Origin of the sequence: Nocardioides dongkuii (assembly GCF_014127485.1) — a bacterium.
Taxonomy (GTDB): domain Bacteria; phylum Actinomycetota; class Actinomycetes; order Propionibacteriales; family Nocardioidaceae; genus Nocardioides; species Nocardioides dongkuii.
On the sequence record NZ_CP059903.1, the window covers coordinates 2150512 to 2174797 of the forward strand.

The following is a 24286-nucleotide window of genomic DNA, read 5'->3' on the forward strand; positions in this document are numbered from 1 at the left end:
GTCAGACACCGCCCGGGGAAACCTGCACCCCCGGCCCCACGACCCGCCGGCGCCGGAACCGCGCCCGGCGGGCCCCGGATCCGCCTGAGGGCGCCCGCCCCGTGGATACTGCTCCGGTGACTGGTCGGTCGGTGCCCCCGCGCACGGGGTACGCCTACCTCGACGCCGTCCTCGACCCTCCGGGCGGCGTGGTCGCCCTGGCCCACCGCGGCGGCGCGTACCACCCGGAGATCGAGGGCCTGGAGAACACCCTGGCGGCCTTCCGGCACGCGGTCGCGCTCGGCTACCGCTACCTCGAGACCGACGTCCACGTCACCCGCGACGGGGTGCTGCTCGCCTTCCACGACGCCGTGCTCGACCGGGTCACCGACCGCCAGGGCGAGATCGCGACCCTGACGTACGCCGAGGTCCGCGCCGCGCGCGTCGCCGGCCGCGAGCAGGTGCCGACGCTCGCCCAGCTCTTCGACGAGTTCCCCACGGCCCGGTTCAACATCGACCTCAAGGCCGAGGGCGCCGTCGAGGTGCTCGCCACGTTCCTCGCCGAGCGCGACGCCTGGGACCGGGTGCTCGTCGGGTCCTTCTCCCCCGGCCGCCTGCGGCGGTTCCGCCGGCTCACCGGTGGGCGGGTGCCCACCGCGGCCGACCCCCTCGAGGTGGTCGCCTTCCTGGTGCTGCCCAGCGGCCGGCTGGCCGACCTGGTCACCCGCGGCCGGGTCGGGGCGCTCCAGGTGCCGCACCGCCGCGGACCGTTGACCGTTGCCAGCCGCAGCCTGGTGCGCCGCGCGCACGCCGCGGGCAAGCACGTGCACGTCTGGACCGTCGACGACCCCGCCGAGATGCGCGAGCTGCTCGACCGCGGTGTCGACGGGCTTTTCACCGACCGCACCGATGTGCTCAAGGCCGTGCTCGCCGAGCGCGGACAGTGGAGGGATGACGCATGACGACCACCGGACCGGGCATCGCCGACCTGAGCCCGCTCGACCGGCAGCACGAGCAGAAGGCGTGGTACTGGTACGACTGGGCCAACAGCGCCTACACCACCACGATCGGCACCGTCTTCTTCGGCCCGTACTTCATCAACCTCGCCGAGAACGCCGTCGGCGGTGAGGACGGCCGGTTCGAGTGGGGTCCCCTCACCCTGCCGCCCGGGTCGCTGTTCTTCTGGCTGATCACCGTCTCCACGATCCTCTCGGCGCTGCTGCTCCCGCCGCTGGGCGCGTACGCCGACCGCACGGCGAACAAGAAGGGTCTGCTGGGCCTGTTCGCCTGGACCGGCGCCGCCTTCGCCACCCTGATCTTCCTGTCCACCGGGGACAACTGGTGGCTGGCGGCGATCGGGATCGTCGGCGGCAACCTCTGCTTCGGCGCCGCCGGCGTGGTCAACGACTCGATCCTGCCGCTCATCTCGACCGAGGACGAGCGGGACCGGGTCTCCTCGCGCGGCTGGGCGTGGGGCTACCTCGGCGGCGGCCTGCTCCTGGTGCTCAACCTCGTGGTCTTCCTGGGCCACGACGCGATCGGGCTCAGCGAGAGCCTCGCCGCCCGGCTCTGCATGCTGTCGGCCGCCGTGTGGTGGGCCGGGTTCACGCTGATCCCGTACCTCCGGCTGCGCGACCACGAGCCCGCGCACGTCGTGGACAGCCACGAGGGCGGCGTCGTGCGCCAGAGCTTCGGCCAGCTGCGCGCGACGCTCCGCGACCTGCGCAACTACCCGGTGGCGCTCACCTTCCTGCTGGCCTACCTGTTCTTCAACGACGGCATCCAGACGGTGATCGCCTCCGCCTCGGTCTACGGCGCGGAGGAACTCGACCACAGCCAGACGATCCTGATCGCGACGATCCTGATCGTGCAATTCGTCGCCTTCGGCGGTGCGCTGATCTTCGGCCGCGCCGCGGCGAGGTACGGCGCCAAGCGCACGATCCTGGTGGGGCTGGCGATCTGGATGGCGATCGTCACGGTCGCGCTGTTCCTGCCAGCGGGCAACGTGCCGCTGTTCCTGATCCTCGGCGTCGCCATCGGCGTCGTCCTCGGCGGCACCCAGGCGCTGGCGCGCTCCTACTTCTCGCTGCTGATCCCCCGCGGCAAGGAGGCGGCGTACTTCAGCTTCTACCACGCGATGGACCGCGGTACGTCGTGGTTCGGCACCGCCACGTTCGGCATCGTGCTCGCGCTGACCGACTCCTACCGGCCCGCGATCTTCGCGCTCGTCGTGTTCTTCCTGGTCGGCGGGCTGCTGCTGATGCGCGTGGACACCGAGCGCGGCATCCGGGACGCCGGCAACCGGGTCCCCTCCGTGGTGTGAGCCGCGTGTGAGCGGCGGCACCTCGGTGTGACCCCCGACCCGGGGGGTACCTGAGAGCAAGCCGAGAATCCGCGCTGTGGGGGATCCCTCGCGAATTGTCGGAATCTCAGACCGCTCAGTACCGTTGAAGACTTCGAGCAGGGCGACACGCCCTTCTCTGTCAGCACGGGGAAGATAACGGAGGTGCCTCATGGCGGAGCGCACGTTGCGTGGTGCCCGACTCGGGGGCCAGAGCTTCGAGGACGAGCGCGGCATCGAGTTCGCGGCTCGTCAGCAGGTCGGATACCGCTGCACGAACGGACACGAGTTCGAGATCACCATGTCGGTCGAGGCCGACGTCCCGGCCAACTGGGAGTGCCCGCGCTGCGGAGCCGAGGGGCTGAGCACGTCCGGCATCGTCCCGGAGGTCAAGGCCGAGAAGCCGGCCCGCACCCACTGGGACATGCTGCTGGAGCGCCGCTCGGAGAAGGAGCTCGAGGACATCCTCAAGGAGCGCCTCGAGCTGCTGCGCGGTGGCGAGATCGGTCCGGCGCACCTGCACCGGGCCAACCAGAAGAAGCGGAAGGCGACCGCCTGACCCTCCCCCGCGGAGCGTCAGGGCTCGTCGACGACCTCGCCCCGGACCACGGATCCCCCGGATCCAGGTCCGGGGCGTCGTACGTCTCCGGGCACCACGACCAGGCGCGCCGCGACCACGCGGGTCAGCAGCCGCCGGAGGACCGGCCGGGTGAACGGCAGGATCAGCAGGATCCCGAACACGTCGGTGACGAACCCCGGGCTGAGCATCAGCGTGCCGCCGACCAGGATCAGCGCCCCGTCGGCGATCTCGCGGGCCGGCATCCGGCCGCTCTGCAGCGTGGAGCGCAGCGCTGTCCAGGCCCGCCCGCCCTCGCGCTTGATCAGCCACGAGCCGAAGATGCTGTCGAGCACCAGCAGCAGGACCGTCCACCAGGCGCCGATCACCTGGCCCACCTGGATCAGCACGTAGATCTCGGCGAGCGGTACGACCACGAAGAGCACGAAGAGGAGCCACCGCAGGTTCCCGCGTCGGCGCGTCATCGGTGGGCCCCGCCCCGGCCGGCCGGCCCGACCCGCCACGCGCGGCGTACCTGGTCGCGGCGCTCGCGCAGCCCCCACAGGGTGATCCGCTTGAGCGACTCGGCCGCCACGGCGCTGCTCATCTTGGAGTCGCCGCGCTCCCGCTCGACGAACTCGATGGGCACCTCGCGCACGGTCAGCCCGGCACGCAGCGCGCGGGTCACCATGTCGGTCTGGAAGACGTAGCCGGTCGAGCGGACCGACGCGAGGTCGATCTTCTCCAGCGTGCTCCGCCGGAACAGCCGGTAGCCCGCCGTGGCGTCGCGCACGGGGACGCCGAGCAGCAGCCGGACGTAGAGGTTGCCGCCGCGGGAGAGCCACTCGCGCGAGCGCGGCCAGTTGACCACCGACCCGCCCGGCACGTAGCGCGAGCCGATCACCAGGTCGGCCTCGTGGAGCGCGTCGAGGAGCCGGTGCAGCTCCTCGGGCTGGTGGGAGCCGTCGGCGTCCATCTCGCCGATCACGTCGTACCCCTCGGCCAGCGCGTGCTGGAAGCCGTGCAGGTACGCCGCCCCGAGGCCGCCCTTGGCACTGCGGTGCAGCACGTGGACCTGCGGGTCCGCGGCGGCCAGCCCGTCGGCGATCCGGCCGGTGCCGTCCGGGGAGTCGTCGTCGACGACGAGGACGTCGACCCCGGGCTGGGCGCGGCGCAGCCGCTCCAAGATCCACGCGAGGTTCTCCGCCTCGTCGTAGGTGGGCACCACCATCACGACACGGCCCAGGCCGTGGGACGTCGGGTCGGGGGTCACGCCGTGTGCCTCACGCTCCGACGATACGTGAGGGCCCCGGCGAGCAGTGCGACCAGTGTCACCAGCACGCAGACCCGCGCCACCCAGGCCCCGACCCGGGTGCCGGGGGTGACGTCGTCGACCAGCCCGACCCGCTCGACGAGGACGTCGGTGGTGCGCGGGTCGGCGGTGGCGACCACCTCGCCGTCCGGCGCGATCACCCCCGAGACGCCGTTGGTGGAGGCCACCGCGACCCAGCGGCCGGACTCGATGGCCCGCAGCCGGGTGATAGCGAACTGCTGGTCGATCTGGTCGGTCTCGATGAACGTCGCGTTGCTGGTCTGCACGACCAGCAGCTCCGCGCCCCGGGTGAGCTGGTCCTGGATCCCGTCGTCGTAGGCGATGTCGAAGCAGATCGCGTCGGCGACCTGGACGCCGGCGACCTCGAGGGGCTCCACGCGGGTGCCGCTGAGCATGTCGCGGCGGATCCGCGCCAGCTCGCCGAAGTTCATGTCGAGGTAGCGGCGGAACGGGATGTACTCGCCGTACGGCACCGGGTGCCGCTTGGTGAACCGGTCCCCCGCGCCCGTCTCCGGGTCCCAGACGATGCCCTGGTTCAGGACGTGGTCCTCGCCGGCGTCGACGATCGCGCCGACCAGCACGGGGACGCCGATCGCGGCGGTCGCCTCGCGGATGCCCTCGCCGATGACGTCGGTGCCGAACGGGTCGCGGGCGGTGGAGTTCTCCGGCCAGAGCACGAAGTCGGGGCGCTCCTGCTCCCCCGCCTCCACGGCCGCGGCGAGCTCGACGGTCGCGTCGACGTGGTTCTCGGTGACCCCGTCGGAGTCGTACAGGATGTCGTTGCCGGGGCCCGGGACGTCGCCCTGCACGACCGCGACGGTCGCCTCCCCCGTCTCGACGGGCTCGTACGGCGCGAGCCCCGGCAGCAGGGTCAGCACGGCGACCGCGCCCGTCACCCCGAGGGCGACCCAGCGGTCCCGCCCGCGGGCGACGACCACCCACGCGAGCAGCGCGGAGAGCAGCGCGAGCAGGGCGCTGACGCCGACCATGCCGACGTACGGCAGCGCGTCGGCGACGGGCGTGTCGACGGTCGCGAACGCCAGGCGTCCCCACGGCAGGCCGCTGAACGGCCAGCTGCTGCGCCAGATCTCGACCGTCACCCAGGCGCCGGCGACCCACAGGGGCCAGAACCGGCGCCGGACCAGCACCGCCACCGCTGCGCCGAGCAGCGCGAAGAACAGCGCCTCCGCCACGGCGAGGCCGATCCAGGCCGCGGTGGCGACCGAGCGCAGCCACCACAGGTGCACGACGAAGAACCCCAGCCCGAAGGCCAGCCCGACCAGCGCGCCGCCGCGGCCACGGAGCCCGCGGACGGCGAGGAAGAACGTCGTGACGGCCGGGACGAGCAGCACCGGGACGGCCACCGGCTCGAAGGCCAGGGAGAGGACCACGCCCGCCACGAGGGCCAGGAGGGACCGGGTCAGCACACTGGCCAAGGTACCGGGGCGGGGTCTGCAGAGCCCCGGGAGGATCCCGAAACCCTTCGGTCCAACCCGAGACCGACCGGCTGCCGAGCCCGGGCTGTTGTCTAGGGGGTCCGGGATCCTCCCGTATCCGCCCTCGTGGAGCGGGCCGACCTCCGCGAACAGTGTTGGACGGATGGGTGGTACCCCATCCTCCGACACGGCCACTCGGACGCCGGTCCACCTACCACGATCTGCATGAGCGGACAGCACACCTTCCCCGGTGCCGAGCGGCACTGTCAATACGTCGCTGACCTGCACGAACACGCGTCCGTGCAGGTCAGCGCACCCCTGCTCGTCACCAGAAATTCACCGTGAATCCAGACCACCACGGCGTGTCGCGCAACTTCCCCGGCGCGCCGCGCCGATGCCTGCTAACGCGAGCCCCTCGATCACGGCGCCGGCGGCACCCGGTGGTCCCCCCGGGCCCGCTCGGCGTAGCGTCTGCCTGCCGCCCGGCGCACCGAGACGCCGTCGGCGGCAGGACTGGAAGGAGCGACCGTGGCGGTCGACTACACCTGCGACGGCGCCGTGGCCCGGGTGCACCTCAACCGGCCGGAGCGGCTCAATGCCGTCGTGCCCGCCCTCACCGACGGCCTGGCCGCCGCCCTGCGCCGGGCCGCGGACGACGGGGCGCGCGCGGTCGTGCTCGCCGGGCGCGGCCGGTCCTTCTGCGCCGGCCACGACCTCAAGGAGCCCGAGCCGGTCGAGACGCCGCTGGAGACCCGCGCGCGCCTGGAGGCGATCCAGGACGTCACCCGGCTGGTCCGCTCGTTCCCGGGTCCCGTGGTCGCGGCGGTGCACGGCCACGCCCTCGGCGCCGGTTGCGAGTTCGCCCTGGCCTGCGACGTGGTCGTGGCGACCGAGGACGCCCAGTTCGGCTTCCCGGAGGTCGAGGTCGGGCTCAGCGTCACCGGCGGGATCTCCCGGCTGCTGCCCGCGCTGGTGGGCTGGGCCCGCGCCAAGGAGCTGATGCTGCTGGGCGAGCGGGTCAGCGGCGTCCGCGCCGGCGAGATCGGGCTGGTCGCCCGGGTCGTGCCGCCGGGCGAGCACGAGACCGTCGCCCTCGAGCTCGCCGAGCGGGTCGCCGCGCGCCCGGCGCTGGCGGTCAGCCTCGCCAAGCGGGTCCTCGACGACGGGCTCGACGCCAGCTTCGAGGAGGCGCTCGGGCGCGAGGTCGACCACGCGCTGCTCACCTCGCTGTCCGGGGAGAACGAGGCCCCGCGCGAGGCGTTCGGCCGTGGCTGATCCCGTGGCTGATCCCCAGGCTGATCCCCAGGCCGGGCCCAGCCTCGTCGACCACCTCCTGGCCGCCGCCGAGCGGTGGCCAGACCGACCGGCCTGGACCTTCGACCCCGAGTCCGGCCCGGCCGAGCGGCTCACGTTCGCGGACGTGGCCCGACGGTCGGCGGCGTACGCGCAGGCTCTGCACGAGCGCGGCGTCCGCCCGGGCGACCGGGTCGCGGTCATGCTCGACAACCAGCCCGAGTTCCCGCTGGTCTGGCTCGCGCTGATGCGGCTGGGCGCGGCGATGGTCCCGATGAACGTGCGGTACCGCTCCGCCGACATCGGTCACGTGGTCGGGGACGCGGGCGCCCGCGTCGCCGTCACCTCCCCGGCGTACGACGCGCTGCTGGCGCCGGTGGCCTCGGTGCTGCTCGTCGACGAGCTCGTCCCGGACGGCACGTGGGCGCAGGGCCCCGTCGACCCGGACGCCGTCGTCAACGTGCAGTACACCTCCGGCACCACCGGCCACCCCAAGGGCTGCGTGCTCACCCACCGCTACTGGACCACCCTTGGCGACTCGCTGGTGCAGGAGTTCCCGCACCTCGCGTCCGCCGACGTGATGCTGACCGCGCAGCCGTTCTTCTACCTCGACCCCCAGTGGAACGTCGTGACCGCGCTGCTGGCCGGCGCCCACCTGGTCGCCCTCGACGGCTTCCACCCCTCGACGTTCTGGGCCAAGGTCCGCGAGCACGAGGTGACCTACTTCTACTGCCTCGCCGCGATGCCGACGCTGCTGCTGAAGATGCCCCCCGACGAGCGCGACCGCGACCACCGGGTCCGGGCCGTCCAGTGCTCGGCGATCCCGCCGGCGCTGCACGCCGAGCTGGAGGAGCGCTGGGGCGCCCCCTGGTACGAGGCGTTCGGGATGACCGAGACCGGCGCCGACATCCGGGTCGGGGCCGAGGACCACGACGAGCTGATCGGCTCCGGGTGCCTCGGCCGGCCCGCCGGGCACCGCGAGGTCCGGCTGGTCGACGGCGAGCTGTGGCTGCGCGGCCCCGGGATGATGGAGGGCTACCTCGGCCACGACTCGCCGTTCGTCGACGGTTGGTTCCCCACCGGCGACCTGGCCCGCGTCGACGACCAGGGCCGGCTCTACCTGACCGGCCGGCTCAAGGACATGATCCGCCGCAGCGGCGAGAACATCGCCGCGCGCGAGGTCGAGGACGTGCTGCTCACCCACCCCCACGTCCGGCTCGCGGCGGTCGTCGGCGTGCCCGACGAGATCCGCGGCGAGGAGGTCAAGGCGTACGTCGTGGCCCCGGGCGCCGCCTCCGAGGAGCTCGACGCGTGGTGCCGCGAGCGGCTGGCCGGCTTCAAGGTGCCGCGGTTCTGGGAGTTCCGCGAGGACCTGCCGCTGACCGCGTCGCACCGGGTCGAGAAGGCGAAGCTGTGAGCCTGCAGGCCGACCTGCTGCTGACCGGCGCGCGGGTGCGGACCCTCGAGGGACCCGGCCGCGGCGACGTCGCGTCGGCGGTCGCCGTCCTGAACGGGCGGATCGTGGCGCTCGAGGAGGTCCCCGCCCGCCGGGTCGTCGACCTCGGCGGCGCCGTGGTGACCCCCGGCTTCCACGACGCCCACAACCACATGGCCTGGTACGGCCTCTCGCTGGCCGAGGTGGACCTGCGGGTGCCCACCCTCGAGGCGCTGTACGACGCGGTCGCCGCCCGCGCCGCCGAGACCCCGCCCGGCGCGTGGGTCGTCGGCGCGGGGTACGACGAGAACAAGCTCGGCGCGCACCCCGACCGCGACGCCCTCGACCGCGCCGCTCCCGGCCGGCACGTCTGGCTGCGGCACACCTCCGGGCACATGTGCACGGTGAGCAGCGCGGTGCTGGCCGAGCTCGGGATCGCCGACGCGCCCGTCGACGTCCCGGGCGGGCTGGTGGTCACCGACGCCGACGGGAGGCCCACCGGGCTGCTCCAGGAGCAGGCCCAGCAGCTGCTCTCCCGCCTGGTCCTCCCCTACCCCGTCGCCACGCTGGTCGACGCGATCGAGCGCGCCGGCCGGGTCTACCTCTCCCAGGGCATCACCAGCGTCGTCGAGGCCGGCGTCGGCGGCGGCTGGATCGGCAAGAGCCCGGTCGAGGTCGCCGCCTACCAGCAGGCGCGCGACGCCGACCGGCTGCCGGTGCGGGTCGAGCTGATGGTCGCCGCCGACGCGCTGCGGCCGCTCACCGCGCATGCCGACGACGGCATCGTGCGCGGCCTCGACCTCGGCATCCGGTCCGGGCTCGGCGACGACCGGCTCCGGATCGGCCCGGTCAAGGTGTTCTCCGACGGCTCGCTGATCGGCCACACCTGCGCGATGACCGAGGACTTCGCCGACACCCCGGGCTCCCGCGGCTACCTCCAGGCCGACGCGGACGCGCTCACCCGCACCATCCTGGAGGCGCACCGGTCGGGCTGGCGGGTCGCGTCGCACGCGATCGGGGACGCCGCGATCGACCTGGTCCTCGACGCGTACGCCGAGGCACAGCGGCGGTGGCCGCGCCCCGACGTACGGCACCGGATCGAGCACTTCGGCGTCTCCCGACCCGACCAGGTGCGCCGCGCCGCCGACCTCGGCGTCGTCCCGGTGCCGCAGGGGCGGTTCGTCGGCGAGATCGGCGACGGCATGCTCCGCGCGCTCGGGCCCGACCGCGCCGGGTGGGCCTACCGCTACCGCTCGCTGCTCGACGCCGGCATCACGCCGCCGGGCAGCTCGGACCGGCCGGTCGTCGACGGGGCGCCGCTGCGCGGGATGCACGACATGGTCAACCGGCGCACCGACTCGGGGGCGCCGTGCGGTCCGGAGGAGGCGATCACCGGGCTGGAGGCGCTCACGGCGTACACGCTCGGGTCGGCGTACGCCTCGCACCAGGAGCGCGACCGCGGCACGATCGCGGTGGGCAAGCGCGCCGACCTGGCGGTGCTCTCCGGGGACCCCGCGACCGTGGACCCTGCGGGGATCCGCGACCTCGAGGTGCTGATGACCCTGCTCGACGGAGAGGTGGTGCACGAGTCGTGACGCTGGTGGCGGTGGCGAGCCTGACGGACGCCGAGGTGGCGCGGGTCCGGGAGATCTACGAGAGCGCCTTCCCCGACGAGCTGACCGCGCCGTTCGAGGACCTGCTCGCGGACCGGCTCCTGGTGCGCGTCGAGGACGACGGACCGACCGGCTTCGCGCTGGTGCGCGACCTCGGGGAGACCGGGTGGACGTTCCTGCGCTACTACGCCGTGGGGGCGCGCGGCCGCGGCGTGGGCTCGCGGATGTGGGCCGACCTGACCGCGCTGCTGGCCGCCGAGGGCCGGACCCGGCTGGTCTGGGACGTCGAGGACCCCGACGAGCCCGGGCTCGCCGACCACGCCGTCGAGGAGCACCGGCGCCGGATCGTCTTCTACGAGCGCCTCGGCGGCCGGCTGCTGCCGGTGCGGGAGTACTTCCCGCCGCACGACGACGGCCACGCGCCGGCGCTGCTGCTGATGGACGCGCCGCTGGGTGCCCCGTCCGGGGAGGGCCCGCCGCTGCGCGACCTGGTGGTGGGCGTCTACGCGCGCCGGTACGGCCTGGCGGCCGACCACCCCGCCGTACGCCGCACGCTCGCGGCCAGCGGCCTGCTCTGACCGGAAGATCTTCGGCGTGCGCTTCGTTGTGACGTAGATCCTGTGGCACGCTGTGCCCATGAGCATCGAGACGTCGATCGCGTCCCTCGTGGAGGACGAGACCGGGCAGCCCTACCCCTACCGGGCGGTGGAGCTCGTCGAGCCCGACTGGACCCGGTTCCCGGGCTGGCGCGAGGTCACCGCCGAGGACTGGGCGTCGGTGCAGTGGCAGCGGGCGCACTGCGTCAAGAACGTCCGCCAGCTCCGTGAGCTGATGGGCGACCTGCTCGACGACCGGTTCTACGCCGACCTCGAGCGCGACCAGGCCGAGCGCGCGACCATGTCGATGCTGGTGCCGCCGCAGATGCTCAACACGATGGTCCCGACGTTCGACCCGGCCGGGGCGGGCTCGGTGACCGAGGCGTTCACGGAGGCCTTCTACGCCGACCCGATCCGCCACTACATGCTCCCGGTCTTCAGCGACCGGCGCACCGACTGGCCCTCGCACCCGCACGCGGCGCGCGACTCCCTCCACGAGCACGACATGTGGGTCGCCGAGGGGCTCACGCACCGCTACCCGACCAAGGTGCTCGCCGAGCTGCTGCCGACCTGCCCGCAGTACTGCGGCCACTGCACCCGGATGGACCTGGTCGGCAACTCCACCGCGGTCATCGACAAGCTGAAGTTCGCCGGCAAGCCGAACGACCGGCTCGGCGACATGCTCGACTACCTGCGCCGTACCCCCTCGGTGCGCGACGTCGTGGTCTCCGGCGGCGACGTGGCGAACATGCCCTGGCCCCGGCTCGAGGCGTTCCTGACCTCGCTGATGGAGATCGAGAACATCCGCGACATCCGGCTGGCGACCAAGGCCCTGATCGGCCTCCCCCAGCACTGGCTGCAGCCCGACGTCGTCGACGGCGTCACCCGGGTCGCGTCCCTCGCCCGCGCCCGCGGCGTCTCGCTGGCGATGCACACCCACGCCAACCACGCCCAGTCCGTCACGCCCCTGGTCGCCCAGGCCGCCGGCGCGATGCTCGACGCCGGCCTGCGCGACGTCCGCAACCAGGGGGTGCTGCTCAACGGCGTGAACGCCGACCCGCACGCCCTGCTCGACCTGTGCTTCCGGCTCCTCGACGGGGCGCGGATCATGCCCTACTACTTCTACATGTGCGACATGATCCCGTACTCGGAGCACTGGCGGGTCTCGGTCGCCGACGCCCAGCGGCTCCAGCACCACATCATGGGCTACCTCCCGGGCTTCGCGACGCCGCGGATCGTCTGCGACGTGCCGTTCGTCGGGAAGCGCTGGGTGCACCAGCTCGCGTCGTACGACACCGAGCACGGCATCTCGCACTGGACGAAGAACTACCGCACCTCCATCGAGGCCGCCGACCCCGAGGCGCTCAGCCGCACCTACGAGTACTACGACCCGATCCACACGCTGCCCGCGTCCGGCCAGGCCTGGTGGGCCGAGCACGGTCGCCTCGACGAGTCCGCACTCAAGGCCGCCGAGGTCGCCGAGGCCTCGCGGCGTACGGCTGCGCTGCAGGCGTACTGAGGGCGGCGGGGGCCCGCGTCAGTGCGGGCCCTCGACCCCGACCGGCCGGTTCTCGTAGAACGTGGAGAGCACGATCGTGGTGCGCGTGGAGACGTTGCCGGCGGCGCGGATGCGGGCCAGCAGCTCCTCGAGGTGGCGCGGGGTGGCGACCCGGACCTTGAGCACGTAGGACTCCTCCCCCGCGACCGACCAGCACGACTCGATCTCGGCGATGTCGCGCAGCCGCTCCGGGGAGTCGTCGGGCTGGGAGGGGTCGATCGGGCGGATCGAGATGAACGCCGTGAGCGGCATCCCGAGCTCCTCGTGGTTCACCCGCGCGCCGTACCCGAGGATCAGGCCCCGCTGCTCGAGCCGCTTGACCCGCTGGTGGACCGCCGAGGTGGACAGCCCGGTGGCCTTGCCGAGGTCGGTGAAGGACATCCGGCCGTCGGCGGCCAGGAGCTCGAGGATCAACCGATCGGTGCCTTCGACCTCGGAGGGGTTCACGGCCGACAGCGTAACCGCGGCGTGGCAGGATCGGCGGCGTGACCAGCCAGAAAACCGGCCGCCTGATGCTCCTCGACACCGCCTCGATGTACTTCCGGGCGTTCTTCGGGGTCCCCGAGATCACGGCGCCGGACGGGACCCCGGTCAACGCCGTCCGCGGGCTGATGGACTTCATCAGCCGACTCGTCGACCAGTACCACCCCAGCGACCTGGTCTGCTGCTGGGACAACGACTGGCGCCCGCAGTGGCGGGTCGACCTGATCCCGACGTACAAGGCCCACCGCGTCGTCGAGGAGGTCGAGACCGCGCCCGACGTCGAGGAGGTCGAGGATGCCCTGCAGGTGCAGGTGCCGATCATCCTCGACGTGCTCGACGCCTTCGGGATCCGGGTGATCGGGCACGACGGGTACGAGGCCGACGACGTGATCGGCACCCTCGCCACGAACGCCGGCCAGCCGGTGGACATCGTGACCGGCGACCGCGACCTGTTCCAGCTCGTCGACGACGAGGCCGACGTCCGCGTCCTCTACATCGCCCGCGGGGTCGGCAACCACGAGCGGGTGACCAACCAGTGGGTGCGCGACAAGTACGGCATCGACGCACGCCAGTACGCCGACTTCGCAACCATGCGCGGCGACGCCTCGGACGGCCTGCCCGGCGTCAAGGGCGTCGGTGAGAAGACCGCCGCCACGCTGCTGGAGCGGTTCGGGGACATGCCCGGGATCATCGCCGCGGCCAACGACCCCGACTCCGACATGGGCCCGGGGCCGCGCGGCAAGATCAAGGCCGCCGCCGACTACCTCGAGGTCGCCCCGACGGTCGTGGCGGTCGCGCGCGACCTGCCGCTCGACCGCGGCGACGTGCTCCTCCCGGCGAAGCCGCGCGACGAGCAGAAGGTCCGCGAGCTCGCGGAGCGGTGGGGCCTGGAGTCCCCGACCGAGCGCTTGGTGCAGGCGCTCGACCGCTGACTCACCGCCCGCTCCGTACGGTGGCTCCATGGACCGCATCGCGATCGTCGGGGGCCACGGACACGTGGCCCGTCACCTGCTCGTCGAGCTCCGCCGCACCGAGCACACGCCCGTGGCGCTGGTGCGCAAGGAGGAGTACCGCGACGAGCTCGAGAGCCGCGGGGCCGTCGTCCGGCTGCTCGACATCGAGCAGCAGGACGCCGACGCCTTCGCCGCGGCGTTCGAGGGCTGCACGGCCGTCGTCTTCGCTGCCGGCGGCGGCCCCGACGGCAACATCGAGCGCAAGCGCACCGTCGACCTCGAGGGCTCGCTGAAGTCGATCGAGGGCGCCCGGATCGCCGGCGTACGACGCTTCGTGCAGATCTCCGCCATCGGCGTCGACGACCCGATCCCCGACGACACCGAGGACGTGTGGCGCGCGTACGTCGAGGCGAAGCGCGACGCCGACGCCGCCCTGCGCGACAGCGGGCTGGACTGGACGATCATCCGCCCCGGCGCGCTCACCGACGAGCCCGCCACCGGCCTGGTCACCCTCGGCGAGGACGTCCCGCGCGGCTCCGTCACCCGCGCCGACGTGGCCGCCGTCGTCGCCGCCGTGCTCGACACCCCCGAGTCGATCGGCCACCAGTGGGCCCTGGTCAACGGCGACACCCCCGTCCACGACGCCGTGCACGCCGCCGCCGGGCGCTGACGCCCCACCGCTGGTTCTCGACCCTGCGGTTTGGTCACAAACCGCAGGTTTCGGGGCTGATTTCCTGCGGTTTGTGACCAAACCACGGCCTCCCGGCCCGGACTCGGGCGGACGGTGTCCCCGCCCCGCACCCGCCTGGCCCCGGCCGGGCGGGTGCGGTCAAGGTGCTGCGGTTTGGTCACAAACCGCAACGATCCGGGCCGATTCTCTGCGGTTTGGGACCAAACGGCGACCATCTGAGCCCCGGGCCCCCACGGACCCGAGCGAGCACACACAGCCTCAGTCGTCGGCAGCAAGCCCGGAGTAGGCGACGACTCCGCGGCGGACCCGGCGTACGACGTCGCGGGCGGTCTGGCGCAGCGGCGAGTCGCCGGCGGCGTCGGCGACCTGGCCGGCGAGGTCGAGCAGCTGCTTCATCCAGCGCACGAAGTCGCCGGCCGCGAGCTCGCTCGCGCCCAGGACGTCGTCGAGCTCGTCGCCCTCGGACCAGCGGTAGGCGATCCAGGCGAAGCCGAGGTCGGGCTGGCGGAGGAAGTCGAGCTTGTGATCCTTCTCCAGCCGGTCCAGGTCGCCCCACAGCCGGACCATGGCGCCGATGGTGTCGCGCACCTGGCCGCCCGGCAGGCGCGGGGACGACGCGTCGTCGGGGCGGCGAGCCTCGAAGACCAGCACCGAGAGCACGGCGGCCAGCCCGGAGGGGTCGAGGTCGTCCCAGAGGCCCTGGCGGATGCACTCGGCGGCCAGCAGGTCCATGTCGGAGTAGAGCCGCATCAGGTGCCGCCCGCGCGGCGTGACGGTCTCGCCGTCGAGGTAGTCGAGCGCGGTCAGCACCTCGCACACCCTGTCGAACTGCCGCGCCACGGTGTTCGTGCGCTGCTCGACGCGCCGCTTCAGCGTCTGAGCGTCGCGGTGCAGCTTGAACCAGCGCTCCGCCCAGCGCGCGTGGTCCTCGCGGTCGGGGCAGTCGTGGCAGGGGTGCGCCTTGAGCTGCGCGCGCAGCTCGGCGACCTCGTCGTCGGCCGCCGAGCGCGCGAGCGCCGAGCGGTCGGGGGTACGCCGTCCGGGCGGCGGCGGCGCGAGGTCGTGCGTGCGGCTGCGCAGCGCGGACGCCAGGTCGCGCCGCATCTGGGGGTTGCGGCCGTTGAAGTTCTTCGGGATCCGGATCCGCCCCAGCGACTGCACCGGCGCCGAGAAGTCGATCATCGCGAGCCGCCGGGCCTGGCGGTCCGCGGTCACCACGTAGGGCCGCGGCCCCTCCTCGGACCAGCCCGGGTCGACGACGACGGCGTACCCGGCGAACTTGCCGGTCGGCACCTGGATCACGTCGCCGGGCCGCAGGGCGCGCAGCGACTCCAGCGCCTCGTCGCGCCGGTCGGCCTTGCGGGCGCGGTTGGCGTCCTTCTCCACATCGGAGATCCGCCGGCGCAGCGCGGCGTACTCCATGAAGTCGCCCAGGTGGCAGGTCGCGGACTCGCGGTAGCCGTCGAGCGCGTCCTCGGCCTTGCGCAGCTGGCGGGCCAGCCCGACGACCGCCTTGTCGGCCTGGAACTGCGCGAACGACTGCTCCAGCAGCTCGCGCGAGCGGTCCCGCCCGAACTGGTGCACCAGGTTGACGGCCATGTTGTACGACGGCCGGAACGACGAGCGCAGCGGATAGGTGCGCGTCGAGGCGAGACCGGCCACCTCGCGCGGGTTCATCCCCGGCTGCCACAGCACGACGCCGTGCCCCTCGGTGTCCAGGCCGCGGCGGCCGGCGCGGCCGGTGAGCTGGGTGTACTCCCCCGGCGTGATGTCGGCGTGCGTCTCGCCGTTCCACTTCGAGAGCTTCTCGATCACCACGGTGCGCGCCGGCATGTTGATGCCGAGCGCGAGGGTCTCGGTGGCGAAGACGACCTTGCACAGCCCGCGCAGGAATAGCTCCTCGACGCACTGCTTGAACGCCGGCAGCATCCCGGCGTGGTGCGCCGCGACGCCGCGGGTCAGGCCGTCGAGGAAGTCGTGGTAGCCCAGGACGTGCAGGTCCTCGTCGGGCAGGTGCCGGCAGCTGGCCTCGACGTAGGCGTAGATCGTGTCGCGCTCCTCCGGCGTGGTCAGCCGTACGCCGGCGTTCAGGCACTGCGTCACCGCCGCGTCGCACCCGACCCGGCTGAAGATGAACACGATCGCCGGGAGCAGGCCCTCGCGGTCCAGGCGGTCGATCACGTCGTACCGGCTGGGGATCCACACCCGGCGGCCGTTGCCGACCTGCTTGGGGCCCGGGCGCCGGTCACGAGGAGATCGGCGGTCCTTCATCCGGGAGGAGGCCCAGTCGTCGCGGGCGACCTTCATCAGCTCGCCGTTGACCGGGGCGCCCTCCTTGACGAAGCCGGCGGCCGCGTCGACGTCGGAGTCGGCGAACAGGTCCAGGAGCCGCTTGCCGACCATCACGTGCTGGTAGAGCGGCACCGGGCGCCGCTCCTCGAGGATGGTCGCGGTCTCGCCGCGCACGGTGGCCAGCCACTCGCCGAACTCCTCGGCGTTCGAGACCGTCGCGGAGAGCGAGACCAGCGCCACCGACTCGGGCAGGTGGATGATCACCTCCTCCCACACCGCGCCGCGGGACCGGTCGGCGAGGTAGTGCACCTCGTCCATCACCACGAACCCGAGGCCCAGGAGCGTCCGCGACCCGGCGTACAGCATGTTGCGCAGCACCTCGGTCGTCATCACGACGATCGGCGCCTCGCCGTTGACGGTGTTGTCGCCGGTGAGCAGGCCGACCTGGTCGGGGCCGTAGCGGGCGACCAGGTCGTGGTACTTCTGGTTCGAGAGCGCCTTGATCGGCGTCGTGTAGAACGCCTTGCGGCCGGTCTGCAGCGCCAGGTGGATCGCGAACTCGCCGACGATCGTCTTGCCGGAGCCGGTCGGCGCCGCGACGAGCACGCCGCGGCCCTCCTCGATCTCCCGGCAGGCGCGCAGCTGGAAGTCGTCGAGAGGGAAGTCGTGCAGGGCCTGGAAGTCCTTGAGGACCGGGTGCTCCCGGTGCTGCCGGTACGACGCGTAGCGCTCCGCCGGGGACAGCTCGCCGGTGCTCATGCCTCCAACCTACGCGAGGGCCTAAGCCAGGACGGTGAGCGCTCCCGGTGCGCACTCCACGGTCAGCGGCAGCGGCCCGAACCGCTCGCCGTCGGCGTAGGACACGATGCCCGGCGCGGCCACCGTGACCGACTTCGCCAGGTGGTGCTCGTACGCCGGGTGCGTGGTGTGCGTGCCCTTGAACAGCCGGGGGTAGGTGCGCACCAGCGCGGCCTTGCTGATCGGCTTGATGATCACCACGTCGAGCAGGCCGTCGTCGAGCCGGGCGCCCTCGGTGATCCGCAGGCCGCCGCCGAAGGACGGGCCGTTGCCGACCGCGACGAGCATCGCGTCGGTGCGCAGGGTGACGCCGTCGATCTCCAGGGTGTACGACAGCGGCGCGAAGGTGCGCAGCTCCGCCACGGTCGCGAGGTTGTAGCGCATCTGGCCGCGCGGCCACGACATCTGGTTGGCGCGCTCGTTGACGATCGCGTCGAACCCGGCGCACAGCACCGTGACGTAGTACGTCGAGCCGCTGCGGGCGAGGTCGATCGTGCGGGTGCGGCCGGCGACCACCCGGTCGGCCGCCGCGGCCGGGTCGCGGCGCGGCAGGTCGAAGTAGCGGGCCGTGTCGTTGCCGGTGCCCGCCGGGATGATGCCGAGGGAGGTCTCGCTGGTCGCGGCCGCCTGGGCGCCCAGGTGCACCATCCCGTCGCCCCCGACGACCACGAGGCTCTCCACGCCGTCGGCGACCGCTCCCCGGGCCAGGTCGAGCGCCTCGTCGGCGTCGCGGCCCACGAGGTCGCGCACGAGCAGGCCCGCGTCCTGCAGCCGCGGCAGGACGGCGGCGCGGGCTCGTGCACCTCGTCCGTTGCCAGCGGTGGGGTTGGTCAGCAGGGCAATCTCGCGAGGCACACCCGGACCCTAGTGGTCAGGGGCCGCGCTCGGCGCCGATCCGCAGGCGCGCCGCGTAGTCGTCCGGGGACGCGCCGACGGCCTTCGCCAGCCGACCGAGGGCGTCGAGCACCAGGTCGGCGGAGAACCCCGACCCCGGCACCGCCAGGGTGAGCCGGTCCGCGCGGCGCACCAGGTGCACCTGGCCGTGCCGCCAGGCCTGGTGGGCGTGCACCCGGGTCTCGTCGTCGGCGACCGGCTCCGGCCAGGCGTCGTCGACGGCCAGCAGGTCGCACGGCAGGTCGTCCTCGCCGTCGGCGCTCAGCGCTCCGCGCACGTCGCGGCCGCTGCGTACGCCGGACTCCGCGGACCAGGTCACGTCGGAGACGCCCAGCCACTCGGGCAGGTCGAAGGGGTCGATGTCGCGGAGCTCGGGCCTCATCTCAGATCGGGGACAGCTCGTCGTCGGACCACTGGTCGGTGCTGCCCTCGCCGCGCCCGCGCGATCGGTCCACCAGGCGCGCGACGAGCTCGGCGAGGAAGAACAGCAGGAGCATCGGGATCGCGAGCATCAGCATCGAGAACGGGTCGGTCGAGGGGGTCGCGACCGCCGCGAAGACGAAGGTGCCGAGGACCATCCAGGGGCGGTAGCGCCCGATCGTCTTCCCGGACACGACGCCGGCGAGGTTCAGCATGATCACGAACAGCGGGATCTCCAGCGCGATGCCGAAGACCAGCAGCATCCGGGTGATGAAGGAGAAGAACTCCCCGAACTCCTGGAGGTTGGTGACGTCGGCGGGGGTGAAGCCGATGAGGACCTCCACGCCCTTGGGGAGCACCCAGTAGCCCAGGGCCACGCCGGCGATGAACAGCGGCCCGGCAACGGCGGCGAAGACCCGCGTCCACCGCTTCTCGCTCGGGTGCAGCCCCGGGACGATGAAGCCCCAGATCTGGAGCAGCCAGTACGGGCTGGACGCGACCAGCGCCGCGACGCCGCACAGCTTGAGCTGGAGCATCAGCGGCGCGGTGACGCCGTTGATGACGATCTCCGCCTCGACCTCCTCGCCGAGGGCGCGGCGTGCGTCGTCGTACGGGCGCCGGATCAGCTCGAGCAGCTGGTCGTAGAAGAACAGCGCCACGACGAAGACCGCCAGCAGCACGACGGCCGAGCGCAGCAGCCGGGCGCGGAGCTCGCGCAGGTGGTCGGTGAGCGCCATCCTGCCGTCGTCGCCCACGGGGTGGTGCGGGCGGCCGCTGAAGAGGCTGACGATCCCTGAGATCGACACGGACCGGGGTCAGATGGTGGTGTCGCCGCGCCGGCGGCGCTCGGCCTCGGCGTCCACCTGCGCCTGCCGGGCCTCGAGCTCGCGCTGCTCGGGGGTCTTGGTGGCGGGGTCCTCGTCGTCGTCCATCAGGCCCTTGGTCTCGGCCTTGAAGATGCGCAGCGCGCGCCCGCTGCCTCGGGCCAGCTCCGGCAGCTTCGACGCACCGAACAGGAGGACCAGGACGGCCAGGATGATGAGCAGCTCGGTCGTGCCGAGGCCGCCGATTGCGAACGGGGTCATGATGTCCTCACAGACGAATGGTGGTCCTGGTCATCGTACGCCGGGTCAGGTGTACAGCCGGAGCGTCTCCAGTGCCGCGGACCTGAACGACGCGTCGAGCTCGGCCGGGACGACGACCGACCCGTGCGGGGCCAGCCGGAGCAGCAGCCGGGTCAGCCAGCGCTCGTCGGCGACGAGGAGGTCGACCTCGGTGGTGCCGTCGGGGCCCGGACGGACCTCCTCGACGGGGTAGTACTCCACGATCCAGCGCGCCGGCGCCTCGAGACGCAGGGTCACCCGGGTGACCTCCTCGGAGCGGGTGAACAGCCCGTCGGCGAGGTCGCGGGGCGGCTCGGGCTCGGAGCGGATCGGGTCGTCGAGCACGGTGGCCTGCGAGATCCGGTCGAGGCGGAAGAGCCGCGGGGCCTCCGCGCTGTGGCACCACGCGTCGAGGTAGGCGAACCCGTTGGCGGTGACCACGCCGCGCGGGTCGACCCGCCGCTCGGACTCCTCGTCGCGCGAGGGGACGTAGTAGGTCAGCGCGACCTGGCGGCGGCGGTCGGCGGCCCCCTGGAGGCGCTGCGCGAGCAGGGCGAGGTCGGGGTCGCCGGCGTCCTGTCCCGGGTCGATGCGCGGCGCGGCGGTGCCCTCCGCGGCGGCCGCCTCCAGCTTGGCCAGCGCGCGGTCGACGACCTCGCGGGTCTCCCGCTCGGCCCCGTTGCGCAGGGCCCGCAGCGCGACGATGACGGCGGTCGCCTCCGTAGGGGTCAGCCGGAGCGGCCGGGCGAGGTACTCGGCGTTCGAGACCCGGATGACGCCGTCGCCCTCGGGGTCCTGCAGCGCGTCGAGGTCGACGTCGATGAGGTCGTCGGGGTAGCCGCCCGGCAGCCCGCACATGAGCAGCACCTTGAGGTCGGAGAGCAGCTGCTTGGGGCCGACGCCGAGGTCGCGCGCGGCGTCCTCGAGCCGGACCGGGCCGCGGGCGTTGAGGTAGGGCACCAGGGTGAGCAGGCGGGCGACCTGGTCCTTCGCCCCGGCGGCGGTGCTCACGACGCCACCGTCCCGACCGCGGCGCGCAGCCGCGCGACGACGGCGTCCCGGAGCTCGGGGGGTCCCTCGACGCAGACGTCGGCGCCGTACCCCAGCACCTCGTCGGCGAGCCCGAGCGCGCCACGGGTCGTGACGACCCGGTCCCAGGAGGTGCGGTCGTCGGGTCCGGGGACGCCGGTCTCGACGTGGTCGGCCCCGCGGCGCAGCGTCAGCCCGGCGCCGGAGCGCACCAGCAGCGTCGCCTGCTCCAGGGTCGGCGCCGGGGCCAGCCGGCGGGCGACCTCGCGGACGTCGGTGCCCGGCGGGACGTCGTACGACCCGGGCTCGCCGGCGCGCCGGGCCTCGCCCTGCACGCGGGAGAGCCGGAAGACCCGCTCCTCGCCGCGGTCGGTGTCGAGCCCGACGACGTACCAGCGCCCGGCGTACCGGACGACGCCCCAGGGCTGGAGGTGGCGGGTGGTGACGGTGTCCTGGCCGGGGCGCGCGTAGTCGAACTCGACCGGGGTGCGCTCCTGGGTGGCCTCCCAGAACACGTCGAACGACGGCTCGTCGGCGCTCAGCCGGGGCTCGACGATGTCGAGGGCGGAGGTGTCCACGTCGACCCCGAGGGCGGTGAGCTTGCGCACCGCGTCGGTGGTGGCCTCGGCGAGCCGGGCGTGCTGCCAGACCCGGGTGGCCAGGCCGACGACGGCGGCCTCGTCGGGGAGCAGGGCGACGTCGGGCAGCGCGAACTCGTCGGGGCGGATCCGGTAGCCCGGCTCGTCGTCGAAGTAGGCGTCCATGGACCCCACCTCGATCGGGACGCCGAGGCTGCGCAGCTCCTCCTTGTCGCGCTCGAACATCTTCTCGAACGCCTCGTCGGAGGAGCCCGGGTAGAGGATCGAGCGGATCCGGTCCTTGGCCACGAAGTGGCGCTGGACCAGCAGCATGATGAGCAGGTTGAGCAGCCGCTCGGTCTTGCGCACCGTCATCCGACTCCCCTGCCCGTTCGTCCCGCCGGGCGGTCGCCCGGGTCGATTCTGCTAGGCGGCGCCGAGGACGTCGACGACGAAGTACAGCGTGTCGGTGCCCTTGATGCCCGCCTGCTTGTTGCCCTCCGTGCCGTACCCGAGGTCCGGCGGGACCGCGAGGACGACCCGGCTGCCGACCGGGACGCCGGCGAGCGCCCGGTCCCAGCCCTTGATGACGCCGCCGGTGCCGATCGGGAAGCTGGTCGGCTCCTTGGAGTAGCTCTCGTCGAACGGCTTGGCCCCGCCGTACACCTGGCCGAGGTAGTCGACGGTGATCGCCTGGCCCTTCTCCACGACCGGCCCGTCGCCCTTGATCAGGAAGCCCTGCTGCAGCTTCGCGGTGGGCTCGGGGGTGCCGGTGAAGTCGAAGCCGGTGATGGCGCCCTTCGCGGCCGTCAGGCGCGGCATCCACGCGGCCCGCTGCTGCTTCGCGCCCTGCGGGGCCGCCAGCGGCGCCGGGGCCAGGTCGACGACCATCAGGACGGTGTCCTGGTTGCCGATGCCCAGCGAGGGGTTGCCGGCCTCGCCGAACGCCTCCTCCGCGGAGGCGACGACGGCGACCCGCGAGCCGCGGGTCTGGCCCTCGAGGGCCTCGAGGAAGATCGGCGCGAGCTGCTCCTCGTCGAGCACCAGCTCCTGCGCGCCGCCCTCGCCGTACGTCGTGTACGTCTCCTCCTGGCTGAAGCCGTTGCCGATCCAGAGGTTGGCGAGCACGGAGTCGCCGGCGGCGACCTCCTCGCCGTCGCCCTCGGTGAGAACCTCGACCTCGGGGTCGTCGGCCTCGAGCTGGTCCTTCCAGGTCACCGTCGGCTTGCTGCCCGGCTCCCCGCTGATCTCGACCGCGTCGAACCCGGCCAGGCCGTCGATCGCGTTGGGCGAGGTGCCGTCGTCGTCGCCGCAGGCCGCGAGGCCGAGCAGCAGGACGGGAACCAGGGCGGCCAGGGGCCGGTGCAGACGAGGGAGCACGAGTCCAACCTTCGAGCGAGACGTGACGTTGCCGGACAGACCCTAACCGGCGCGGTCCCGGCCGCGCCCAGCGGACTCACATGCCGTCGATGAGACGCTGCACCCGCTCGTCGTGCGCCCGGAACGGGTCCTTGCACAACACGGTGCGCTGAGCCTGGTCGTTGAGCTTCAGGTGCACCCAGTCGACGGTGAAGTCGCGGCGGCGCTCCTGGGCCTTGCGGATGAACTCACCGCGCAGCCGCGCGCGGGTGGACTGCGGCGGCACCGACTTGGCCTCGAAGATCTTCAGGTCGCTGGTGACCCGGGCGACCTTGCCGCGCTTCTCCAGCAGGTAGTAGAGGCCGCGGCCGCGGTGGATGTCGTGGTAGGCGAGGTCGAGCTGGGCGATCCGGGCGTGCCCGAGCGGCAGGCCGTGGCGGGCCCGGTAGGCCTCGATCAGCTTCCACTTGATCACCCAGTCGATCTCGGTGTCGACCAGGCCGAGGTCGTCGGACTCGACGGCCTTGAGCCCGCGCTCCCAGAGGTCGAGGGCGGCCTCGATGGTGGGCGTGCTGATCCCGCGGCGGTCCACGAAGTCGCGGGCCTTGGTGAGGTACTCCTGCTGGATGTCGAGGGCGCTGGCCTCACGGCCGTTGGCGAGCCGGACCTTGCGGCGGCCGGTGACGTCGTGGGAGATCTCGCGGATGGCGCGGATGGGGTTCTCCATGGTGAGGTCGCGCATCACCACGCCCTCCTCGATCATCCGCAGCACCAGGTCGCAGCTGGCGACCTTGAGCATGGTCGTGGTCTCGCTCATGTTGGAGTCGCCGACGATGACGTGCAGGCGGCGGTACTTCTCGGCGTCCGCGTGCGGCTCGTCGCGGGTGTTGATGATCGGCCGGCTGCGGGTGGTGGCGCTGCTGACGCCCTCCCAGATGTGCTCGGCGCGCTGGGAGACCGAGAAGCTGGCGCCGCGCGGGGTCTGGGTGATCTTGCCGGCGCCCACGACGATCTGGCGGGTCACCAGGAACGGGATCAGGATGTCGGCGAGCCGGCTGAACTCCCCCGCCCGGCCGACCAGGTAGTTCTCGTGGCAGCCGTAGGAGTTGCCCGCGGAGTCGGTGTTGTTCTTGAACAGGTAGATCTCGCCGGCGATGCCCTCGTCGTGCAGCCGCTGCTCGGCGTCCAGCAGCAGCCCCTCGAGGATCCGCTCCCCCGCCTTGTCGTGGGTGACCAGCTCGACGATGTCGTCGCACTCGGGCGTGGCGTACTCCGGGTGGCTGCCCACGTCGAGGTAGAGCCGCGCGCCGTTGCGCAGGAAGACGTTGCTGCTGCGCCCCCAGCTCACGACCTTGCGGAACAGGTACCGCGCCACCTCGTCCGGACTGAGACGGCGCTGGCCCTTGAACGTGCACGTCACGCCGTACTCGTTCTCGATGCCGAAGATCCGCCGGTCCACGGCCTCAGCCTAGGCCGACCACGGTGATCTCGCCCACGAACCGCCGCCGGGCTCGGCGCTCGCGCGCTGCGGTTTGGGACCAAACCG

The 24286-nt window shown here is 72.8% G+C and carries 23 protein-coding genes; 10 read left to right on the forward strand and 13 right to left on the reverse strand.

Features of this window, described 5'->3' with window-relative positions:
- Window positions 1–116 precede the first annotated feature (116 nt).
- From H4O22_RS10365 to H4O22_RS10375, 3 genes are all read left to right on the forward strand, one after another.
- A complete protein-coding gene (locus H4O22_RS10365) occupies window positions 117–941 on the forward strand; it encodes a glycerophosphodiester phosphodiesterase family protein (RefSeq protein WP_319804225.1) in 825 nt (274 codons plus the stop codon).
- The gene (locus tag H4O22_RS10370) at window positions 938–2302 is read left to right on the forward strand and encodes an MFS transporter (protein WP_182523352.1); all 1365 of its coding nucleotides are present in this window, start codon (window positions 938–940) and stop codon (window positions 2300–2302) included. The genes H4O22_RS10365 and H4O22_RS10370 overlap by 4 nt, the downstream gene beginning before the upstream one ends.
- 190 nt (window positions 2303–2492) lie before the next feature.
- Complete coding sequence (locus H4O22_RS10375; protein WP_182523353.1) at window positions 2493–2879, forward strand: RNA polymerase-binding protein RbpA; 387 nt, start codon at window positions 2493–2495, stop codon at window positions 2877–2879.
- Window positions 2880–2896: 17 nt separating this feature from the next.
- Here the strand turns inward: H4O22_RS10375 and H4O22_RS10380 are convergent, their stop codons facing one another.
- From H4O22_RS10380 to lnt, 3 genes are read right to left on the reverse strand one after another with little or no spacing between them, the layout of a single operon-like run.
- Complete coding sequence (locus H4O22_RS10380) at window positions 2897–3361, reverse strand: FxsA family protein (RefSeq protein ID WP_182523354.1); 465 nt, start codon at window positions 3359–3361, stop codon at window positions 2897–2899.
- Window positions 3358–4149, reverse strand: a complete 792-nt coding sequence (locus H4O22_RS10385; protein WP_244962924.1) for a polyprenol monophosphomannose synthase — start codon at window positions 4147–4149, stop codon at window positions 3358–3360. Before H4O22_RS10385 ends, H4O22_RS10380 begins: the two co-directional genes overlap by 4 nt.
- Entirely contained in the window at window positions 4146–5636 is a 1491-nt protein-coding gene (gene lnt, locus H4O22_RS10390) for an apolipoprotein N-acyltransferase (RefSeq protein ID WP_244962925.1), read from the reverse strand. Before lnt ends, H4O22_RS10385 begins: the two co-directional genes overlap by 4 nt.
- A gap of 537 nt (window positions 5637–6173) precedes the next feature.
- On the opposite strand from lnt, the gene H4O22_RS10395 reads away from it, so the two are divergent.
- From H4O22_RS10395 to H4O22_RS10415, 5 genes are read left to right on the forward strand one after another with little or no spacing between them, the layout of a single operon-like run.
- Complete coding sequence (locus H4O22_RS10395) at window positions 6174–6920, forward strand: enoyl-CoA hydratase/isomerase family protein (RefSeq protein ID WP_182523355.1); 747 nt, start codon at window positions 6174–6176, stop codon at window positions 6918–6920.
- Window positions 6921–6924: 4 nt separating this feature from the next.
- Window positions 6925–8355, forward strand: a complete 1431-nt coding sequence (locus H4O22_RS10400; protein WP_182523356.1) for an AMP-binding protein — start codon at window positions 6925–6927, stop codon at window positions 8353–8355.
- Window positions 8352–9968 (forward strand): amidohydrolase, encoded by a 1617-nt coding sequence (locus H4O22_RS10405; protein WP_220451131.1) that lies wholly within the window; start codon window positions 8352–8354, stop codon window positions 9966–9968. Before H4O22_RS10400 ends, H4O22_RS10405 begins: the two co-directional genes overlap by 4 nt.
- 11 nt (window positions 9969–9979) lie before the next feature.
- A complete protein-coding gene (locus tag H4O22_RS10410) occupies window positions 9980–10564 on the forward strand; it encodes a GNAT family N-acetyltransferase (protein ID WP_182523357.1) in 585 nt (194 codons plus the stop codon).
- Between the two features lie 58 nt (window positions 10565–10622).
- Window positions 10623–12101: a KamA family radical SAM protein gene (locus H4O22_RS10415; RefSeq protein WP_182523358.1), complete on the forward strand. Its 1479-nt coding sequence runs from the start codon at window positions 10623–10625 to the stop codon at window positions 12099–12101.
- An 18-nt stretch (window positions 12102–12119) separates the two neighbouring features.
- On the opposite strand, the gene H4O22_RS10420 is transcribed toward H4O22_RS10415, so the two are convergent.
- Entirely contained in the window at window positions 12120–12587 is a 468-nt protein-coding gene (locus H4O22_RS10420) for an Lrp/AsnC family transcriptional regulator (protein ID WP_182523359.1), read from the reverse strand.
- 65 nt (window positions 12588–12652) lie between these two features.
- Here H4O22_RS10420 and H4O22_RS10425 point away from each other — a divergent pair, with 65 nt between their 5' ends.
- Together H4O22_RS10425 and H4O22_RS10430 are read left to right on the forward strand one after the other, a co-directional pair.
- On the forward strand, window positions 12653–13555 hold the full coding sequence (locus H4O22_RS10425; protein ID WP_182527076.1) for a 5'-3' exonuclease: 903 nt from the start codon (window positions 12653–12655) through the stop codon (window positions 13553–13555).
- A 28-nt stretch (window positions 13556–13583) separates the two neighbouring features.
- On the forward strand, window positions 13584–14246 hold the full coding sequence (locus H4O22_RS10430) for an SDR family oxidoreductase (protein ID WP_182523360.1): 663 nt from the start codon (window positions 13584–13586) through the stop codon (window positions 14244–14246).
- Between the two features lie 279 nt (window positions 14247–14525).
- Here H4O22_RS10430 and H4O22_RS10435 read toward each other — a convergent pair whose 3' ends face one another.
- The 9 genes from H4O22_RS10435 to pafA form a co-directional block, all read right to left on the reverse strand.
- The gene (locus H4O22_RS10435) at window positions 14526–17318 is read right to left on the reverse strand and encodes a DEAD/DEAH box helicase (protein WP_182523361.1); all 2793 of its coding nucleotides are present in this window, start codon (window positions 17316–17318) and stop codon (window positions 14526–14528) included.
- A 21-nt stretch (window positions 17319–17339) separates the two neighbouring features.
- Complete coding sequence (locus H4O22_RS10440; RefSeq protein WP_182523362.1) at window positions 17340–18212, reverse strand: diacylglycerol kinase; 873 nt, start codon at window positions 18210–18212, stop codon at window positions 17340–17342.
- 16 nt (window positions 18213–18228) lie between these two features.
- On the reverse strand, window positions 18229–18633 hold the full coding sequence (locus H4O22_RS10445; RefSeq protein WP_182523363.1) for a hypothetical protein: 405 nt from the start codon (window positions 18631–18633) through the stop codon (window positions 18229–18231).
- Between the two features lies 1 nt (window position 18634).
- Window positions 18635–19477, reverse strand: a complete 843-nt coding sequence (gene tatC, locus H4O22_RS10450) for a twin-arginine translocase subunit TatC (protein WP_182523364.1) — start codon at window positions 19475–19477, stop codon at window positions 18635–18637.
- Between the two features lie 9 nt (window positions 19478–19486).
- The gene (gene tatA, locus H4O22_RS10455; RefSeq protein WP_220451132.1) at window positions 19487–19756 is read right to left on the reverse strand and encodes a Sec-independent protein translocase subunit TatA; all 270 of its coding nucleotides are present in this window, start codon (window positions 19754–19756) and stop codon (window positions 19487–19489) included.
- A gap of 45 nt (window positions 19757–19801) precedes the next feature.
- Entirely contained in the window at window positions 19802–20785 is a 984-nt protein-coding gene (locus H4O22_RS10460) for a helix-turn-helix transcriptional regulator (RefSeq protein WP_182523365.1), read from the reverse strand.
- Window positions 20782–21756, reverse strand: a complete 975-nt coding sequence (locus tag H4O22_RS10465; protein ID WP_182523366.1) for a helix-turn-helix transcriptional regulator — start codon at window positions 21754–21756, stop codon at window positions 20782–20784. The genes H4O22_RS10460 and H4O22_RS10465 overlap by 4 nt, the downstream gene beginning before the upstream one ends.
- Window positions 21757–21807: 51 nt before the next feature.
- Entirely contained in the window at window positions 21808–22761 is a 954-nt protein-coding gene (locus H4O22_RS10470) for an FKBP-type peptidyl-prolyl cis-trans isomerase (protein ID WP_182523367.1), read from the reverse strand.
- 76 nt (window positions 22762–22837) lie between these two features.
- Window positions 22838–24199 (reverse strand): Pup--protein ligase, encoded by a 1362-nt coding sequence (gene pafA, locus H4O22_RS10475; RefSeq protein WP_182523368.1) that lies wholly within the window; start codon window positions 24197–24199, stop codon window positions 22838–22840.
- Window positions 24200–24286 lie beyond the last annotated feature (87 nt).

Bases quoted from the DNA above. Each gene is read 5' to 3' on its own strand.
- tatA (WP_220451132.1), bottom strand. From the start codon at position 19,756: ATGACCCCGTTCGCAATCGGCGGCCTCGGCACGACCGAGCTGCTCATC.
- H4O22_RS10445 (WP_182523363.1), bottom strand. From the start codon at position 18,633: ATGAGGCCCGAGCTCCGCGACATCGACCCCTTCGACCTGCCCGAGTGG.
- H4O22_RS10430 (WP_182523360.1), top strand. From the start codon at position 13,584: ATGGACCGCATCGCGATCGTCGGGGGCCACGGACACGTGGCCCGTCAC.
- H4O22_RS10415 (WP_182523358.1), top strand. From the start codon at position 10,623: ATGAGCATCGAGACGTCGATCGCGTCCCTCGTGGAGGACGAGACCGGG.
- H4O22_RS10380 (WP_182523354.1), bottom strand. From the start codon at position 3,361: ATGACGCGCCGACGCGGGAACCTGCGGTGGCTCCTCTTCGTGCTCTTC.
- H4O22_RS10465 (WP_182523366.1), bottom strand. From the start codon at position 21,756: ATGACGGTGCGCAAGACCGAGCGGCTGCTCAACCTGCTCATCATGCTG.
- H4O22_RS10370 (WP_182523352.1), top strand. From the start codon at position 938: ATGACGACCACCGGACCGGGCATCGCCGACCTGAGCCCGCTCGACCGG.
- H4O22_RS10435 (WP_182523361.1), bottom strand. From the start codon at position 17,318: ATGAGCACCGGCGAGCTGTCCCCGGCGGAGCGCTACGCGTCGTACCGG.
- H4O22_RS10375 (WP_182523353.1), top strand. From the start codon at position 2,493: ATGGCGGAGCGCACGTTGCGTGGTGCCCGACTCGGGGGCCAGAGCTTC.
- H4O22_RS10425 (WP_182527076.1), top strand. From the start codon at position 12,653: ATGCTCCTCGACACCGCCTCGATGTACTTCCGGGCGTTCTTCGGGGTC.